Source organism: Paracoccus zhejiangensis, assembly GCF_002847445.1.
GTDB lineage: Bacteria > Pseudomonadota > Alphaproteobacteria > Rhodobacterales > Rhodobacteraceae > Paracoccus > Paracoccus zhejiangensis.
In genome coordinates this window covers 1,744,158-1,760,290 of the sequence record NZ_CP025430.1, presented here as the reverse complement: position 1 = coordinate 1,760,290, position 16,133 = coordinate 1,744,158, and the positions used below count along the sequence as shown (strand labels likewise).

Genomic DNA, 16,133 nt, shown 5'->3' with positions numbered 1-16,133 from the left:
TCAGTTCTCCCTCCCTCGCGAGACGCGGTAGATCGGGCGGGTGACCGGGCCAACATGGGTCGGGAAGCGGCCGATCAGCTGAAAGCTCAACCCCTCGCAGGTGGCAAAGATCGCCAGTTCGTCCTCGGGCAAATGGCGCGCCCAGTCATAGCCGGGCGGTGGCACCTCGGAGCGCAGCGCCAGTTCGACATAGAGGACCGGGATGCGCGCGGTCAGCGCCTGCATCATCGCCTGCACATAGGCCAGTCCCCGTGTCTCGATCACATGGTGCAACATGCTGAAGAGAAAGCCGTAATCATGGCTGCCCGGTTTCATGGCCTCGACCATCTCCCGGGACAGTTCCCCTTGTTTGAACCGCGCCTCGCCCGGCGTCCATCGGCTGATCTCGCGGCATAGCGCGACATTGCGCGGGTCGATGTCGATGCCGGTGCCGGTCATGCCGCGATCGACGAACCACAGTGTATTATAGCCAAGCGAACAGCCCATGTCCCACAGCCGCCGCCCGGCGACGGCCCCGCCCATGCTGGCCTCGACCGCGCGGCAGCGGTCGGCGCAGGGGCGGAGCGCCGCGAACGCCTGCGGATAGGGATAGTTGTAAAGCGGTTGGTAGACGTTCTTGCCCTGCCGCAGCAACGCATCGACGCGCTGGCGGTGGGCGAGGTCATCATCGGTTGCCTGATCGGTCATCTTGTCTCACACATGGGTTCCGGTTGGGCAAAGCTGGGGCTGGCGGACCGCCGTGACCCGGCGCCCCGCGTCGATGGACAGGACCAGATCGGCCCTAGCTGCATTGGGCGCGACCCAGTTTGCGATGCTGGGGCCAAGCGCTTCGTCCCAGAAGGCCTGCATCACCTCTTCGGGAAAGCCGACCGTGCCGTCGCTTGCGGCGCGCAGCTTGCGTTCCCGCTCGAACCGCCAGCGTTTCAGCAGCGGCGTGGGCAGGTCGAGGAAGATGAGAAAGTCGAGCCGCCGCGCCAGCCGGTCATAGCCGGGCAGGGGCGAGCCCACCATCGCGCCGTCGAAGATGCAGATGTCGGGTTTGCCGCTTACCACCTCGTCGGCCCTTGGGACATCGCGCCCGAGATCATAGCGCGGCACAGTCAGGGTGCCAGTACCGGGCCGGTCCAGCGCCGCAAGAACATCCGCCATCCGCTCGGTGTCATGGGTTCCGGGCAGGGTGCGCCATTTGAAACCGCGGCGCAGGCGTTCCTCTTTCGGGCGGTAGAAATCGTCGATGGAGAGGCTGAGGCAGCGGGGCGCGGGCGCGATCATCGCCTGCAGACAGCAGGAGAGGAGCCGCGACAGCGTGGTCTTGCCGGCCCCCGGCCCTCCCGCCAGCCCGATGAGATAGGGCGCACGCCCGGCGGGGATACGCTGGCGGAAAAAGCGGGTCAGCGGCAGGATCAGGTCGAAGAGATAGGCGTCCTGCGGCTCTGGAAGGCCCAGATCCGCCATGGCCGCGCGATAGACCGGCAACAGCGCGTTGAAGCCCTGCAGGTGATCGGCGAGCCGGTCGGCATCAGCGCCGAACAGCGCCCGCATCAGCGGATTGCCTGCCAGCCGCTGCGCCAGCAGCCGGCTGGCCTCGGGGTCACCCGCCTCGGCGCGCAGGGCAAGCCCGGCAAGGATTCGATCGCTCATGCCCGCCTCGTCACGGGCTTGGCGACGCTGCGGCGCCGTCCTTCAGGCATTCGCGGTATTCGCGGATGCTGTTCTGGAAGAAGGCGTTCAGATCGGGCGTCGAGCAATAGGCATTGGCGATATCCTGATCCTGGTACAGCACATCCATGTATTCCGCATGGTTGAAGGCCCGGAAGCTGTCGGAATCGAAGGCCTTGCGGAACACCCATTCCAGGAACTGCCGCCGCTCGGGTGGCACGTCGGCGGGGATGAAGAAGCCGCGATAACGGTAATAGATGGCGCAATGCTCGCTGCCCTTCTCGGGGAAGGATGCGGTGGCACCAAGCCTTGCGCGCAGGTCGGCGGCAACCTCGCGGTTCAGGTCCTGTTCGGGCAGGAAGGTGAAGATCGGCTTGATCAGCCCGCCATTGATCAGCCGCGCCACATCGCCCGGCTGCTCGATCAGCGCGTCGACCCGGCGCCCGGTCTCGGCCGAGGCGCCGAATAGCGAGAAATAGCGCGCCGATCCGCTTTCGAACCCCACCGGCCCCAGGGCCAGTTCCGGGGCGGGGGGCGTGGTCGCGGGGGCTTCCCCCGCTGCATCGGGCGCGGCCTCGGCGACGCTGGTGGCGGTCAGCGCGCCGGTGGCGAAATTGTCGGCGAATTTCTCCAGCAGGATATCCTCGAGCCCGAACTGCTCGCCCTTGGTGCCGAACAGGGCGATCTGCACCGGCGCGGCCTCGGCCTCGGAGCCGCGCGCCGAGGCATAGCTGATGAAGCCATCGAGATCCGAGAAATTCGGATCGTTCCTGCGGATGTAGAGCTGGCTGAGGGTGATCTGCGCCAGCGCAAGCGGCACCAGCCGGTTATCCGCCGCCCCGGATTCCGCCGCCCCCGACTCGGCCAGCGTGCTGGCATAGGTGTCGGTCAGCTGGATGACGTTATAGCCGTTCGGCGGCAGGTCGAAGAAATAGTCCAGCGCCGCATGCAGGTCGCCGCCGAACTTGAACAGGGTGTTGACCCGGATATTCAGATCATTGCCGTTTTCATCCTTCAGCCCTCGGATCGCCTTGGCGATTTCCTCGTTCAACCCGAGGGAACCCGAGGCGCTGCTGCGCGGAATGAATATGTTTATCGGCTGATCTGGAAAGTCCGCTGGCTTCACCGGATCGGCAAGGTCGCAAATCTGTGCCGATGCCGGAAAAGTTCCGGCTAGGACAAAAAGCGACATAAGCACAATATGTCGAAGTGTATTCATCCTCCCGAACTCGACTTTTCTGGACAATGAAACTCTCCGGTTTATTCTAGTTTTCGCGCGTAAGATGTGTTACGTCAAGGCTGAACTTGACCTAGGGTAAGGCGGTTCGGGCAGGGTTTCCGATGTGGCGGGGGGGTGAAGGAAATGCCACATCAACGCGGAAGTCCAGCGCCCGGATGCGCCGTGCTTGACGAAGGTGCCGACCCTCTGGCCTAGTTAAAAAAACAAATTGTCATAGATGGTTAGCGATTCGCATTGCCGATTGACGCGGGTGCCGGGCGAGGGCGCCGGTGGATTTTCGCGGGTAGAACCCATCCGCCCGGTCAGCCGGTGGGCTTGGGCGGCGCGGGCAATGATCGCTGACATGAAACGGCAATGCCATACTGAAAGGGCTGCAAGCATGTGTTTCCGTCGTTTTTCCCTATGCTCGACCGCTATCATCCTTGGGTTGTATCCGCTGACGGTTTCGGCCAATGGCTATCAAAACCTTCACCAAAGCGCGCAGGGGCTGGGAACGGCCTATGCCGCAAATGGCACATCTATCGACGATATTTCCGCGATTTATTCTAACCCGGCCTCGCTGACGCGCTTTCCGGGTACGCATGGATCCTTCGGCCTGACCTATATCATGCCAAGGGATACATTCGAAAACCTCTCGGCAACGGCGCTTGGCGGCGCGCCGGTCACCGATGGTTCGCCCGCGGTGCCGTCGCAATTTCTCGACAATACCGTTTCGGGCTACTGGTATCTGGGCCGCCAGCTGAGCGACCAGCTGTATTTCGGCCTCTCCTTCAACGCGCCCTGGGCGACGGAATCCGATTACACCGATACGGCCGCCTCGCGCTATACCGCCACCACCACCGCGCTGACCGCCTATAACCTCAGCCCGATGCTGGCCTACAAGGTGAATGACCGGCTCAGCGTCGCGGCGGCGCTGAACATCCAGTATTACACCTCGGAATTCGCCACCAACCTGGCCCTGAACCCTGCAGCGCCCTCGGCCGATACCGATGCCTCGGCCGATTTCGAGGGCAATGACCTGGCCTTCGGCGTGACCCTTGGCGTCGAGTATCAGGCGAACGACCAGTGGCGCTATGGCCTCTCCTATCGCTCGAAGATCGACCACGGCTTTGACGGGGATGTGGTGCTGTCCGGCCCCGACGCGACCATGGGCGCGCTGGCGCTGGCCGGGATCTCAGCCGAGGGCAGTGCCAGATACGACATCGCCACGCCCTGGATGCTGCAACTGGGCACGCATGGCCAGTTGACCGACAAGCTGGAAGTCTATGGCTCGGCCACGCTGACCGGCTGGAGCGCCTTCAAGGATACCGTCATCGAGACCTCGAATATCGGCACCCTGCGGGTCCGGAATGGCTGGGACGATGCCTGGTATATCGCCGTCGGCATGGGCTACCAGGTCACGCCCGAGACCAAGATCTTCGGCGGCATCGCCTATGACGAGACCCCGACGCCCACCGAGGTGCGCAACCCCCGCGCCCCCAATGCCGACCGCTACTATGTCGCGCTTGGCGTGGCGCATGAGTTTCGCCCCGGGCGGACGATCAAGCTGGGCTGGTCGCATACCTTCTTTGACGATGCGCCGATCCGGCTGACGGATGAGAACAACCCGGGGCGCGGCACGCTGAACGGCGATATCAAGATCGATGCCGACATCATCATGGCGCAATACATCCACGAGTTCTGATCCCGTGGACCGGCAAGGCGGCAGGCGGTCAGAGCGCGGCCGGGTCGATGATGACCCGATGCCGCCAGCCTTCCGTCGCCTCGGCGATCTCGGCGGTGCCGCCCTTGCCATCGGGATCGCGCCCGTCCCAGACGATCAGCGCATAGGGCTCATCGCCCCCGGCGGCTTTCCGGGCCTCGGCCAGCATCCGCGCGTTATTGGCGGCGAAGGGATGGGCGCCGTCATCTGCCTCCGGTCCCTCGGCCGGGCAGTCATCAAGCAGCCCGAAGAACCGCGCCTCCCAATCAGAGTCGAGTTCGTCGGGCAGGCGCACCGAGGCCTCCAGAAAGGTCGCGACCGGCAGCGGCAGGAACAGCGACACCCGCGCGCCGAGCGCAAGGCACTGTTCGGCGAAGATGATATCCCCGCCGCGCGCCGCACCGCAGATGCCGGTATCACCGGGTCCGACCTGCCAGTCTTGCAGCGCGGACCGGATCGCGGTGCGGACCTGCGGCTCGAGCCAGGCCGGAAAGCGCGGTTCGGGCCGGTTCGGCCCGTCGGTCATATGCCCGCTGAAAAGAATGATCTTGCCCAATCCGATGACCTTTCCCTGCCGCATCGCCGGGGGAGACCCTGTTTCATCGCCCCAGCGGCGTCAACCGCCTTACCCAAGCATCCCTGCCGGGCCGACCGTGGCCGGCGTTGAAAGGACCAGAGACATGTCGAAAGACCTGAACGCGCATCTGTTCGGCCCCGGCCCCAAGCGGATTCTGGCGTTGGATGGCGGCGGCATTCGCGGCATCCTGACGCTGCAGATGCTGCGCAAGATCGAGGCGCTGGTGCGGGAACGCAGCGGCAATCCCGATGCGGTGCTGGCGGATTATTTCGACCTGATCGGCGGCACCTCGACCGGCGCGATCATCGCCGCCGCGCTGGCGCTTGGCTGGCCGGTGGATCGGGTCGATGCGATCTATAGGGAACTCGGCAACGACATCTTCAAATCCAGCATGTTCCGCAAGGGTCTTCTGCGACCGAAATTTTCGGCCAAGGCCATCCGCGAGGGGCTGGAGCGCGAGTTCGGCGAGATCTGTCTTGGCGGACCCGAGCTGAAGACCGGCCTTGCCGTGGTGGTGAAGCGGCTGGATACCGGCAGCCCCTGGGTGATCCACAATTGCCCGAAAGGCACCTATTTCAACCAGCGCGAGGGCACGGGCTCGATCGCGAACAAGGATTTCCTCTTGCGCGAGGTGGTCCGGGCCAGCGCCGCCGCGCCGACCTATTTCGAGCCCGAGCGTATCCGCGTCTCGGCCGATCTTGAGGGCGCTTTCGTCGATGGCGGGGTCAGCCCGCATAACAACCCGGCGCTGCAACTGCTGATGCTGGCGGCGCTGAAACGTCACGGGCTCGACTGGCCGACCGGCAGCGACAAGCTCCTGATCGTCTCGCTGGGGACCGGCACCAAGACCGCCGCGCTGGACCAAGAGAAGGTGATGATGATGCCCGCCGCCGAACTGGGTGTGCGCGGCCTGACCTCGCTGATGGACGATGCGGCGGCGCTGAACGAGCTGTTGCTGCAATGGATGTCCGACAGCCCGACCGCGCGCGAGATCGACAGCGAGATCGGCGATCTGAAAGAGGATCTGCTGGGCGGGGGCAATCCGCTCTTGACCTATCTGCGCTACAATGTCGAGTTCGATCAGGACTGGCTGAAGGACCGGCTGGACCTCGATTTCACCGCGGACCAGCTCGACTCGCTGGCGCAGATGGACAAGCCCGAGAACATGGACCAGCTGATCCAGATCGGAAAGGCGGCCACCGCGCTGATCGACCCCGCGCATTTCGACGCCAAGTTCGACATCGCCTGAGCAGGGGGCAGCATGACCGACCCGCAACTGACCTGCTTCTTGGTCACCGGCTTTGGCCGAAAGACCGATTATCCGACCGGCCGGGTACTGAACCTTGACCAGACCTTCCGGCAACTGGTGCAACCGGCCTGCGATCTGGCCGGGATCAATGCCTTCCGCGCCATCGATGCCAATCTGACCGGGCAGATCGATGCGGTCATGTATCGCTGGATCTTTCAGGCCGATCTGGTCATCGCAGACCTGTCGACGCTGAACCCGAACGTGTTTTACGAGCTGGGCGTGCGCCATGCGCAGCGCCCGAACACCACGGTCATCATCGCCGAGAGCCTGCTGCTGCAGCGCATTCCCTTTGATCTCAGTTCCTTCGTGATCCACCAATACGCCCATGGCGGGGACGAGATCGACGGCGAGGAACAAGCGCGCTTCGTGCCCTATCTGGCCGATCTTCTGCGCAAGATCGCCTCGGTCGAGGAGCGGCGGCGCGCCGCCGTGCCGGGGCTGCAGGCCGAATCCGACAGCCCGGTCTTCAAGTCGCTGATCGGCATGACCCCGCCCGCCTATGCCGCTGACAGCTTCATCCTGCCTCCGGATTATGTCGACCCCGCCACGCGCCAGCAGGCCGCGCCGGTCAGCGGTCCGAACCTTGCCGCGATGATGGACCGGGCCGAGGCGGCGATCCGGGCCAAGGATTTCGAGACGGCGATTGCCGAGTTGCGACAGGCGATGGCGATGCAGGCTGGGCCGGATGGCCGCCGCAAACCCGATCTCTTTCTGGTGCAGCGCCTCGCACTGGCGACCTACAAGGCCGGAGAGGTGCGCGATGCAAACGGGCAGATCGACCGGAACCGCGCGCTGGCGGCACTGACCGAGGCCGAAGCTTTGCTTGAAACCCATGCCGCGCCGCGCCTGTCGACCGCGCCGGAGACGCTTGGTCTGTCGGGTGCGATCAGCAAGCGGCTTTATGATCTGACCGGTGACGCGGGCGATCTGGACCGGGCTATCCGCTTCTATGAGCGTGGCTTCCACATCGCGCAGGATTATTACAACGGCATCAACCTGGCCTTTCTCTACACGCTGAAGGCCAGCCTGACCGAGGATGATACCGATGCCATCGTCAGCCATGGTTACGCCAATATCGTCCGTCGGCAGGTCGCGGAAATCTGCGAGGGGCTGATCGGCGACGAGGATGGATTTGCCAAGCGCGGCGATCGGGAATGGATCTATCTGACGCTGGCCGAAGCCTATCAGGGCATGGGCCGCAGCGCGGACGAGGCGCGGCTGGACCGCAAGATCGAGGGCCTCGCCAGCCCCTTCGCCCGCGCCAGCCGCGAGGAGCAGCGGCAGAAGCTGGCGGTGGCGCTTGCTGCCTATGAACAGGCGACGCCGACGGCGGCACGGTTGCGGGCGGCCTCGACGGCCGAGATGCCGTCAGCCTCAAATCATCGCGCGGAAACCGGGCCGGACGGGCTGATCACCATCCGCCCCGTGCTGGAACCGGGCAGGGCGGTCCGTTCGATCGATCTCAGCCTGCATATCGACTACGATTGAGGCCGTTCAGCGGTCGAACTCGAGACGGAAATGCTGCGGATGGGGCGTCGGGCCGGTGTCGATCTGGCCCGCCGCACCCCGCGCGCGGCGCAGGTTCTTCTGCGCCAGCACCGGCTTCAGCACCGCCGGGATCACCGCCTCGTTGATGGCCGCGCCAAAGCAGGTATGCATGCCATAGCCCCAGATGATGTAGGTCTCGAACCGCCGGTCGGTGCGGAACTCGTTCGGGGCTTCGACGGCATATCGGTCGAACATCGCCGAGGCCGTGGCGGCAAAGACCATCTGGCCCTTCGCCACCTTCACCTCGCGCAAGGTATCGCGGGCGATCACCGTATCCCGCGCCGCGCGGCGATAGATGACCGGGTTATGCGGGGTGAAGCGCAGCGCCTCCCAGATGCAATTGGCCAGCAGCGCGTCATCGCCATCAACCGCCGCCTGATGCGCGCGGGCCAGCATGTCCGGGCGGTTCAACAGCTCGTCCATCGCATAGCAACTGGCCTTGGAAATCGTCGGGATCGCGCCGATCAGCAGGCCCAGCAGGTTGTTGCGGATGCCCAGATTGCTCATCCCCGGCGTGCCGGCGGATTGCAGCGAAAGGCAGCGGTTCAGGATGTCGGGCGTCTCGGTGGGGCTGGCCTTGCGTGCGGCGATGGCCCCGTCGAGATAGTCGCGCATCCCCTTGGCCGCCGCCATGGCGCGGCGGTCCAGTTCGGGATCGGCGGGCAGGTCCTCGAAGAGATACCAGAAGAGGATGGTGGTCCATTCCTTCATCGTCGCCGCATCCGGGCCGCCCACGCCGAAATAGCGGTCGGTCATGTCCCAGGGCACCTGCAGTCCCAACTGCGCCGGCAGGTCCAGTTTGCCGCCACTGGCCGCGACCAGTTCGCCCGCCAGTTCAGTGGCGCGGGGCAAGACGATCTCGGCCACATCGGTCCGCCGCGCGGCAAGGCGCATGGCCGAGGTGTCGCGGGTATAATCCCAGCCCGGCTGCATCCCGAGAAAGAAGTTCTCGCCATCCGTCAGCTTGCGCATCCGGCTGCCATAGACGACCTCGAAATCCTCGTTGCGGTTCAGCACGTCGAGGCAGTCATCGCTGCGGGTGACGATGACGGTGCCGCTGTTGTCATAGGCTTTCACCAACTGCCGCTTCAGCGACAGGTTCGGCCAGAAGGCGCGCAGCACCTGGAACACCTTGCGCTGCGTGGCCGGCTGCTTGAACGTCTCGGCCAGCTTGGCCTTGCCGCCCATCGCGGCCTTCGCCCCAAGGGCTAGCACCTGCAGCAGCCCCCACAGCCCCTCGAGCCAGACGGTCAGCACCGCGAGGGGCGTCATGACCGCGTTGCGAATGGCAGAAATCATGCCCGTCTCCTTGTGGGGGGCTTCAGGTCGGGTCGATGATGCCCATCGCCATCATCCTCAGCGATGTCAGCGAGGGGACGAAGAAGTAATCCCCGCCCCGGCATTCCACGAAGGTTCGTAGTTTGCTCATGATGAAGGGCGGCTTGCCCGAGGCCGGGTCGGACTGGATCGAGAAGCGCTTGTGCTGGTGGTGATTGCCCAGCATCGGGCAGGTGTCATTGCCCTGATGGAAATCCAGCCCGTATTGGATCCATTGCTGCTGCACGAATTCGAACTGCCGCTGCAGGCTGGCGCACATCGAGATCATCGCCACGCCCTGTTCAGTCTCGTCGGTCTTCTCTGCCCCCGGCGGCGGGCCGTAGGGCAGGCCGCGGCGCAGGATGCGGCGGCGCTTGTTCAGCCCGTGGGTGGCATTCGGATTGGCGAACTGGCAGCCGGTCGCCGGGTCGATGCCGGTCTGGTTCAGCGGGTCCATGTAGTCGCGGGTGTTCATCCGCCGGATATGCGCGCCAAGCGGGGTCTTGTAGCCCAGCATGTCATCGGCATAGCGGAAATTCGACGCCTCGGGCGAGCGGATGTAGTTCAGCTTGTTCCACAGCGCCTGAACCGGATCGGCGACGTTGAAGCCCAGCTTCTCGCTCATCGCCTGCCATTCGGCATAGGTCGGCGCCTGCGCCAGCGGCACCCCGTCCGACCAGCGCCCGCACATCTTGGCGCGCAGGGTCTCGCGCGCCTCGGGCTCGTCGATGGCCTGCAACTTGGCATAGGTCCGGGCTTCTTCCGCCACCACCGCCTCGAACGAGCCGACATTCTGGTGCAGCTTGCGATAGGACATGAAGGTGCCGTTGGTCATGAATTCCGGCGGCCGCGCGATGGGCGGCAGTTCCTGGCTTTCATCGGGATGACCAAGCACGAACTCGCCCGGCTCGATCGGCTGCCAGCCGGTCTTGGCGTTCATCCATTTGCCGGTGCCGATGACGGCGTCCTTCGCTTCGGCATCGCTCAACTGCCCGCGAAAGACCGGGTCGCCGATGGCGTCGGTAAAGCCGAAATGCTCGTTCGGCGTCGGGATCAGCTTGTCGCCGCGCTGGACGAAAAGAACCGAGCCCTCCTGGTATTCCTGATCGCCCGCCCGGCCGTTATGGGGAATGATGCGGACGCCGCCGGCCAGATGGTCGCAAAGATCGCGCAGCCACTGGCATTCCTTTTCCAGCTCGTCGACCGGCTCGGCCTTGCCGAGTTCCTTCAGCTGGGCGTTGAAGGACACCCAGATATGGACGTTGTCATTGCCGATATCGCCGTCACCGATGCGGTTCTGCTGCCAGATCGGGTCCCAATGCGCGTCCCAGCCCTTGGCCTCGGCCTCGGTCTTGCCGGGGTCGCGGTCACCCAGCAGGAAGGCCCGGTCGCGCATGCCCGAGATGAACTCTTCCGGCATGTCGCGCAGGGTACGCTGCGGCACCAGAAGCTTGTAGAGGCCGAAGAAGGTGAAGCCGATATTCACCGTGCAGCGCGGCTTGGTGGCCTCGGTCCAGGTCGCGCTGGTGGTGACCTTCTTGCGCACCGCATCGACGAATTGCCGGCCCTTGCCGCAGTCCTGAATGTTCAGGAAGAAGGATCGCGAGAAGGGGAAGGCATAGCGCCCATAGGCGCGGGTCACGTTGCCCTGTATGTCGTCCAGGTCCAGGCTGCGTTGCATAGGCGAGGTCCAGTCTTAGAGGGTGATGCCGCCCTCGGCCCTGATCGAGATCACGCCGGGGGTCTGGGTCGGGGACATCTTGTTCTCGGGTCGGTGCCGGGCGAGGTAATCGCCAAAGGCGCGGTGCAGCTCGTTCGGCTCGGCGGCCTGATGGTCGATGACGAAATCCGAGAAGGTCTGCTGCACATATAGCCCCTTCAGAACCGAGGGGAGGTCGTCATGTTTCGCCGGTGGCAGGGGCTTCGCCCCGTTTCGCAGCGCATAGGCGATGGCCAGCAGCGCCACGACCACTGTCACCACGGCGGCGACCACGAAGGTCCAGAAGGTACTGAAGCCCAGCATCGGCAGGTGCAGCATCCCGAAGATGCGCAACAACAGCGACAGGACGGCAATCGCCGCCGGCACCAGGACCGCGCCCAGGAGAAGCTTGGTGTTCAACTCGTTGAACTTGGGCAGGTCGAGGTAATAGTCGTGGAAGGGCATGGTGGTCTCGACATGGCATTTGTCGAGATAGGCGGCGAAATCATCCGCCGTCTTCACGCCCTCGAAGCCGACGCAGTTCTGGTAGATGTCCTGCAGCTCGTCTCCCATCGTATCCCACAGCTTGCGCGCATAAGAGGCCCGGACCGCCTTTTGCTGCGCCTTCGTCAGGTTGTGGGGCAGGGGGTCGCCGTCATTCACGATGGCATCCACATCGGCGCAGAAGACCAAGTAGGCGGTGCTCAACTGGTCGATGGGCAGAGGGTCCACCGGGTCGATCCCCTTGGCCGTGGCGACCAGCGGGTTCTGAGGGTTGCGGCCGTTATAGACGATATCGCTCAGCACGAACATCCGCGCCAGGTGGGTGCGCCGGTTCCGGGCTAGGGGGCTGTTGATGCCAATGCCTTGCGTTGCCGGTGATTGCAGCGCGGTGGGCAGCTGCGCCAGCGCAATCCGCACCCGCTGCTCGTGCGAGATGCCGGTGCCGCTTTCGGCATTCACGCCCTTGATCGGGGCGAGCGTGGTCAGGAAGATGTGCCCGCTGTCAAGATCCGCCATGTCAAAGCCCCTGCATGTGGTTGCTCATGCGCCGTAGCTATCGTCGCTGCGATAGGCGCCGCGGTTGATATCGGCGCGCTCGGTATCGAGGCTGGCCACCGGGCCCAGCCCCGGTTCGCCCAGGGAATGCTGGATCTTGAACATGGCGGTGCGATAGGTTTTCGCGAACTCCTCGGGCGTCTGGGTCTTGTGGGCCTCGGCCAATTCCAGCACCGCGTCATAAACGCGCAGCCCCGCCTTCACGTCGCGCTGCGCCGAGCCCGGAGTCGCGTTATAGTAGAAATCAGTATTGATCTGATTATAGGTGATATAGCGTTTGAAATCGGTGATCGGAATCGATTGCGGATATTTTGTCGCAGAGTACCAGAACAGGTTCAGCCCCTTGGGGATACCGTCGGAAAACGCGTCGATATATTGATCCCAGGTACCGTTGAAGTTCGAGCAGAACAGGACATAGTCGTTTTTCAGGTTCTGCTTGCCCTGTCCCAGATCGGGCCAGTCCTTCGGCCGGATGATCACCCACCGGGCGAAGTGAATGATCGAAAGCCCCAGCAGTCCAAGCAAATTTCGCGGCAGGCCGCGCGCCGCCATAAACAGAAGCCGGTTGGTCCAGGTGATCCTGGGGCTGCTCGGCGTGATGACGTTCATGGCATAGGCTTTACCAGCGATGTTCGACATGAACGTCCCCTGCGCGGAATTTACGGCCTTTGGCCGGGCCGGATTCACCTTTTTCCGGTGATTAAGTCATTGTAATTAACGTAAGGTAAACCGTCAATGGCCTAGCCCGTCAGGATTGTGCAGGATCTGCAATACTCGCGTTGAATGGATCGCAGACATGATACAACCTATGGTAATTGAACAAATCAGGCGTCCGGCCGAGTGAACCGTGACGGCACTGCGCGCTGCAGTTGTGATCCATTCCGTTAATTCCCTTGACTCGAATCGTCATTTTCTTGACCATCCGGCCAGAATTACCCCTGATTTTTCACCGCTCGCGCAGTCACGGCCCCGGAACCCTTCGCGGAAGTCCCGGCAGTGGCTTCTCGATCTGTGGGATCAGGGGCGTTTGGGTAGACAGCAGTCCCCGGTTGCCGCGTTGCTCCGCTTTCGCATCCAGAACTTGTCTCGACAACCGGGCGGGCCGGATCGGCGCTGACGGTGCCTTTGCTTGCACATGCTGCACTTCACAGGACGGGAGTCACGAAGATGGCCGTATCCGTTTCCTATCCCGGGGTCTACATTCAGGAGGTGCCAAGCGGGTCGCGCGCGATTGCCGCGGTGCCGACCTCGATCGCGGCCTTCATCGGCTATACCGCCCGCGGCCCGGTCGACGAGGCAAGGCAGGTGTTCAGCTTCGCCGATTTCGAGCGCGCTTTCGGCGGCCTCGATCTCGACAGCGACCTGTCCTATGCGGTCAGCCATTTCTTCCTGAACGGCGGCGGCACGGCCTGGATCGTCCGCGTGGCCGAAGGGGCGCAGGCGGCCTCGGTCAGCCTCGAGGCGGCGAACGGCTCGGTAACCCTCGTGGCCGAGGCGTCGAGCGAGGGGGTCTGGGGCAACAACCTGATCCTCTCGGTCGATTACGCCACCGCCGATCCGGTCAATAGTTTCAACCTGACCGTGGCCGAGCTGGGCGAGCGGAACGGGCGGCTGGTGGCGCTGCGGACCGAGACCCATCGGAACCTGTCGATGAACGACCTCGCGCCGACCTATGCCATCGCTGCCGTCAATGCCGCCTCGGACCTGATCCGGCTGACCGATGGCGGGCTCGCCGGCACCATCAATGCCAGTTCCACCAGCGGCGAGACGCTGACCAATGCCGACGTGACCGGGCTGACCGCCGATACGCGGCGGCTGAATGTCTCGATCGATGGCGGGCCTTCGACCGAGATCCGGCTGTTCGATGCGGCGAATGATCTGGCCGATGTGGCGGCGCTGCGCGCGCGGCTGGAGCAGCGGATCAACGCCATCGACGGCGTGACCGGGGTGACGGTGACGAATACTGCCGGCGTGCTGTCGGTCGTCTCGGGCAGCAGCGGGCGGCAATCCTCGGTCATCCTGCGTAATGCGGCCAGCCAGAATGCGGCGGCGGTGCTGGGGCTTGGCACGGTCAATGGCGGGCACGAGATCGCCGGCGCGCGCGAGACCCGGCCGGTGGCCAGCGGCACGACGGGCGACCGTATCCCGGATTTCTCGGCGCTCGGCCTCAGCCTGAATGACCCGGTGAACATCCATCTGGTGAACCTGACCGCCGCCGGCGCGGTCTCGGGCGCGGCCATCGCCACGGTGACGGTGCTGCTCAATCCGGTGCCTGCCTCGCTAGGCGCAGCGCGGGCGCAGATCCAGGCTGGGCTCGCGGCCAGCGGTCTGCCGGGGTTTGCCGGGGCGCGGGTCGAGATCGTCGATGACACGCTGGTCCTCATCCCGGCGCAGGCCTCGGTGCCGGGGCAGGGCTTCGACTGCGACGGCGCAGGGGCGGCGGAACTGGGGCTGACCGGCGGAGCGGCGGCGCCTGACAACACGTTCATCCGCAACATCGCCGCGTGGCAGCCGGGGATCGGACTGTCGGCAGGCTCGCAGCAGGCGGGAACGCCCGGCAGCGACGGCGCGCCGCCCGCCGCCGATGCCACCTTCATCGGCGACCGCACGGCAAAGACCGGCACTTTCGCGCTGGAGGATGCCGATCTCTTCAACATCCTGCTTTACCCCGGCACCCATTCCATTCCGGTTCTCGCGGCTGGCGTCGCCTATGCCGAGGAACGCCGGTCGATGCTCATCGTCGACATCGATCCCAATGTGGACACGCTGACCGAGGCGCGGGACTGGGTGAATGATGCGGCCAATACCTCGCTGAAATCAAACAACGCAGTGGCCTATTTCCCCCGCATCCGCCTGTCCGACCCGCTGCAGAACGGCCGGCTTCGATCCTTCCCGAATTCCGGGCTGATGGCCGGGCTCTGGGCGCGGACCGATGGCGCGCGGGGGATCTGGAAGGCACCCGCCGGGATCGAGGCAGGCCTGAGGGGCGTGCAGGCGCTGGATTACGTGCTGACCGATCAGGAAAACGGCGTGCTGAACCCGTTGGGGCTCAACTGCATCCGCAGCTTCCCGGTCTTCGGCACCGTCAGCTGGGGCGCGCGGACGCTGGTCGGGGCGGATGCGCGGGCGAGCGAGTGGAAATATGTTCCGGTGCGGCGCGTCGCGCTGTTCATCGAGGAAAGCCTCTATCGCGGCACGCAATTCGCGGTGTTCGAACCCAATGACGAGCCGCTCTGGGCGCAGATCCGGCTGGCCGTGGGGTCGTTCCTGCAGAACATGTTCCGCCAGGGCGCCTTTCAGGGCGCCACCCCGCGCGAGGCCTTCTTCGTGAAATGCGATTCCAGCACCACCACGCAGGCCGATATCGATCTGGGCATCGTCAACATACATGTCGGCTTCGCGCCGCTGAAGCCGGCGGAATTCGTCGTCATCTCAATCCAGCAGATTGCTGGGCAAAGCCAAGTCTAGCGCGAGGGAGCAGGTCACATGGCCGAATTCAGCGTCAATACGCAGCGCTTCGACCCTTATAAGAACTTCAAGTTCCGCGTCCGGTGGGATGCCCGCTTCGTCGCCGGCATCTCCAAGGTCAGCGCCTTGAAGCGCACGACCGAGGTGGTGGAACACCGGGTGGGCGGCGATCCCTCGACCGGGCGCAAGTCGCCGGGACGGTCCAAGTTCGAGCCGATCACGCTGGAACGCGGCGTGACCCATGACCCGGAATTCGAGGCCTGGGCCAACAAGGTCTGGTCCTTCGGCGCGGGTCTGGGGGCGGAAAGCTCGCTCAGCAACTTCCGCAAGGACATCATCCTCGAGATGTATAACGAGGCCGGGCAGCTGGCGATCGCCTACAAGATCTATCGCTGCTGGGTGTCGGAATATCAGGCGCTGCCGGAACTGGACAGCAACGCGAATGCCGTCGCCATCCAGAGCCTGAAGCTGGAAAACGAGGGCTGGGAACGCGACGTGGACGTGCAGGAACCGGCCGAACCGGCCTTCTGACGCCGCCCGTTGGGGCGGCGGATT

13 protein-coding genes are annotated in these 16,133 nt (G+C 64.4%); 5 read left to right on the top strand and 8 right to left on the bottom strand.

All coding sequences use genetic code 11. From position 1 onward, the window contains the following. Genes CX676_RS08650 through CX676_RS08640 form a run of 3 tightly spaced genes read right to left on the bottom strand, consistent with a single transcriptional unit; the run spans position 1 to position 2,710 of the window. A complete protein-coding gene (locus CX676_RS08650) occupies positions 1-687 on the bottom strand; it encodes a class I SAM-dependent methyltransferase (RefSeq protein WP_101752254.1) in 687 nt (228 codons plus the stop codon). 6 nt (positions 688-693) lie between these two features. Further along, the gene (locus CX676_RS08645) at positions 694-1,641 is read right to left on the bottom strand and encodes a hypothetical protein (protein ID WP_101752253.1); all 948 of its coding nucleotides are present in this window, start codon (positions 1,639-1,641) and stop codon (positions 694-696) included. Positions 1,642-1,651: 10 nt separating this feature from the next. Continuing rightward, positions 1,652-2,710 carry a type 2 periplasmic-binding domain-containing protein gene (locus tag CX676_RS08640; protein WP_101752252.1) on the bottom strand — a complete coding sequence of 353 codons (1,059 nt, stop codon included), beginning with the start codon at positions 2,708-2,710 and terminating at the stop codon, positions 1,652-1,654. 406 nt (positions 2,711-3,116) lie between these two features. Between CX676_RS08640 and CX676_RS08635 the strand changes: the two genes are divergently transcribed. Then, positions 3,117-4,583, top strand: coding sequence for an OmpP1/FadL family transporter (locus tag CX676_RS08635; RefSeq protein WP_101752251.1), 1,467 nt, complete (start codon positions 3,117-3,119; stop codon positions 4,581-4,583). A gap of 28 nt (positions 4,584-4,611) precedes the next feature. On the opposite strand, the gene CX676_RS08630 is transcribed toward CX676_RS08635, so the two are convergent. Beyond that, entirely contained in the window at positions 4,612-5,157 is a 546-nt protein-coding gene (locus tag CX676_RS08630) for a hypothetical protein (RefSeq protein WP_157935885.1), read from the bottom strand. 124 nt (positions 5,158-5,281) lie between these two features. On the opposite strand from CX676_RS08630, the gene CX676_RS08625 reads away from it, so the two are divergent. Beyond that, entirely contained in the window at positions 5,282-6,427 is a 1,146-nt protein-coding gene (locus tag CX676_RS08625) for a patatin-like phospholipase family protein (RefSeq protein WP_101752249.1), read from the top strand. Between the two features lie 12 nt (positions 6,428-6,439). Then, on the top strand, positions 6,440-7,975 hold the full coding sequence (locus CX676_RS08620; protein ID WP_101752248.1) for a TRAFs-binding domain-containing protein: 1,536 nt from the start codon (positions 6,440-6,442) through the stop codon (positions 7,973-7,975). A gap of 6 nt (positions 7,976-7,981) precedes the next feature. Here CX676_RS08620 and CX676_RS08615 read toward each other — a convergent pair whose 3' ends face one another. Genes CX676_RS08615 through CX676_RS08600 form a run of 4 tightly spaced genes read right to left on the bottom strand, consistent with a single transcriptional unit; the run spans position 7,982 to position 12,797 of the window. After that, positions 7,982-9,334, bottom strand: coding sequence for a cytochrome P450 (locus CX676_RS08615; protein ID WP_101752247.1), 1,353 nt, complete (start codon positions 9,332-9,334; stop codon positions 7,982-7,984). A 22-nt stretch (positions 9,335-9,356) separates the two neighbouring features. Further along, entirely contained in the window at positions 9,357-11,033 is a 1,677-nt protein-coding gene (locus CX676_RS08610) for a Dyp-type peroxidase (protein ID WP_101752246.1), read from the bottom strand. Between the two features lie 15 nt (positions 11,034-11,048). Further along, a complete protein-coding gene (locus CX676_RS08605; RefSeq protein ID WP_101752245.1) occupies positions 11,049-12,071 on the bottom strand; it encodes a hypothetical protein in 1,023 nt (340 codons plus the stop codon). Positions 12,072-12,095: 24 nt separating this feature from the next. Then, positions 12,096-12,797, bottom strand: a complete 702-nt coding sequence (locus CX676_RS08600; RefSeq protein WP_232816627.1) for a hypothetical protein — start codon at positions 12,795-12,797, stop codon at positions 12,096-12,098. Between the two features lie 480 nt (positions 12,798-13,277). On the opposite strand from CX676_RS08600, the gene CX676_RS08595 reads away from it, so the two are divergent. After that, positions 13,278-15,578 carry a phage tail sheath C-terminal domain-containing protein gene (locus CX676_RS08595; protein ID WP_101752243.1) on the top strand — a complete coding sequence of 767 codons (2,301 nt, stop codon included), beginning with the start codon at positions 13,278-13,280 and terminating at the stop codon, positions 15,576-15,578. A gap of 18 nt (positions 15,579-15,596) precedes the next feature. After that, positions 15,597-16,109 (top strand): phage tail protein, encoded by a 513-nt coding sequence (locus tag CX676_RS08590; protein ID WP_101752242.1) that lies wholly within the window; start codon positions 15,597-15,599, stop codon positions 16,107-16,109. Positions 16,110-16,133: the final 24 nt, after the last annotated feature.

What these genes read in the sequence shown, in the direction of transcription:
- CX676_RS08650 (WP_101752254.1), bottom strand. Translation starts at nt 687, where the DNA reads ATGACCGATCAGGCAACCGATGATGACCTCGCCCACCGCCAGCGCGTC.
- CX676_RS08645 (WP_101752253.1), bottom strand. Translation starts at nt 1,641, where the DNA reads ATGAGCGATCGAATCCTTGCCGGGCTTGCCCTGCGCGCCGAGGCGGGT.
- CX676_RS08635 (WP_101752251.1), top strand. Translation starts at nt 3,117, where the DNA reads ATGGTTAGCGATTCGCATTGCCGATTGACGCGGGTGCCGGGCGAGGGC.
- CX676_RS08625 (WP_101752249.1), top strand. Translation starts at nt 5,282, where the DNA reads ATGTCGAAAGACCTGAACGCGCATCTGTTCGGCCCCGGCCCCAAGCGG.
- CX676_RS08620 (WP_101752248.1), top strand. Translation starts at nt 6,440, where the DNA reads ATGACCGACCCGCAACTGACCTGCTTCTTGGTCACCGGCTTTGGCCGA.
- CX676_RS08615 (WP_101752247.1), bottom strand. Translation starts at nt 9,334, where the DNA reads ATGATTTCTGCCATTCGCAACGCGGTCATGACGCCCCTCGCGGTGCTG.
- CX676_RS08610 (WP_101752246.1), bottom strand. Translation starts at nt 11,033, where the DNA reads ATGCAACGCAGCCTGGACCTGGACGACATACAGGGCAACGTGACCCGC.
- CX676_RS08605 (WP_101752245.1), bottom strand. Translation starts at nt 12,071, where the DNA reads ATGGCGGATCTTGACAGCGGGCACATCTTCCTGACCACGCTCGCCCCG.
- CX676_RS08595 (WP_101752243.1), top strand. Translation starts at nt 13,278, where the DNA reads ATGGCCGTATCCGTTTCCTATCCCGGGGTCTACATTCAGGAGGTGCCA.
- CX676_RS08590 (WP_101752242.1), top strand. Translation starts at nt 15,597, where the DNA reads ATGGCCGAATTCAGCGTCAATACGCAGCGCTTCGACCCTTATAAGAAC.